The organism is Campylobacter sp. CNRCH_2014_2849 (assembly GCF_025772845.1).
Lineage (GTDB): Bacteria > Campylobacterota > Campylobacteria > Campylobacterales > Campylobacteraceae > Campylobacter_D > Campylobacter_D lari_D.
Genome location: NZ_JAKMSW010000038.1, coordinates 1 through 1187, shown reverse-complemented (window position 1 = coordinate 1187; position 1187 = coordinate 1). Strand labels below are relative to the sequence as shown.

Annotated in this window: 1 protein-coding gene; it reads left to right on the top strand. The window is 28.1% G+C overall.

What is annotated here, in order from left to right; all coding sequences use genetic code 11:
* Positions 1-104 precede the first annotated feature (104 nt).
* Positions 105-1187 (top strand): hypothetical protein (locus L8X33_RS08580; protein ID WP_263670497.1); only part of this gene is annotated, 1083 nt, incomplete at its 3' end.

Genomic DNA, 1187 nt, shown 5'->3' with positions numbered 1-1187 from the left:
GCCCACTATTAGAAATACCAAACAAATATTAATTAATTAAAAATAAAAAAATTATTTTTTTAGGATAAAATACATCCTTTTTAAAAACACATAAAGGAGATACATTGTTTTCAAATTTAAAAATAGGGACCAAAATAGTTGGAGTTGTAATTTCCATAGTAATGCTAGGCATTATAATCTTAGCAAGTATTTTTTCCATACAAGCTTCAAATATCTTACACACTGAAGCAGATAAACTACTTCAAATTAATGCTTTTAGATATGCAAATATCGTCCGTGGAGCAACAGAAAGTGTTTATTCAACTTTACTAGGAGTAGAAGATACTATAAAAAATACTATTTCAAATGAAAATAGTATTGATGATACAGAAGTGCAAAATATTTTAGAAGGTGTGCTTGATTCAAATGAAAAAATTGCATATATGTATGTTCATTTTTTTAATACCCCAATCAATCAAAATACCAACCCAAAACTACTTACAAATCAGCATAAATTTTTAATGTTACTTCATGATACTTCTTTAAAAACAGAAGGCGGCGTGCAATTAGTTCAAGCATATGATGCATTTTTACAACAACAAAGTATTAATAATGCTATATCAACACAAAAAGAATCAATAGGAAAACCTCAAATTTTCAACATTAATGGTGAAGAAATTTTTGCATACAATATTGTAATTCCAATCTTTAAAAATGGAAATATTATAGGTGTAGTTGGAGCTTTAGGAAGTTTAACGCATTTTAGAGGAGAGCTAACAGATCCAAAAAGAAGTATTTTCAAAGATGATCAAAGATTATTACTTGGTGCTGAGGGTCTAATAGCAGTTAGTCCTGTTTCTAAATTTACAGGAAAAAGTATTTCAGAAGCAAATCCTCATCCTAGTGCAAAAACATTAATACAATTACAAAAAGATAAAATAAATACTGTTTTTGACTTTACTCGCGCAAGCGATGGAAAGAAAAATAGAGCAGCAATAGCTACTTTTGATCTTTGGGATAACTCACAAGATACTTGGTCTATTGTGACTATGGCTCCAGTTGATTCTATACAAATGCCTATTACAAAACTTATAACAACCATAGCATTTATATCTCTTTTTGTTATTTTAGTAATTGTAATAATAGTATTTATATACATAAACAAAGCAGTAAGCTCAAGAATTGTTAATTTACAAAACAACCTACTA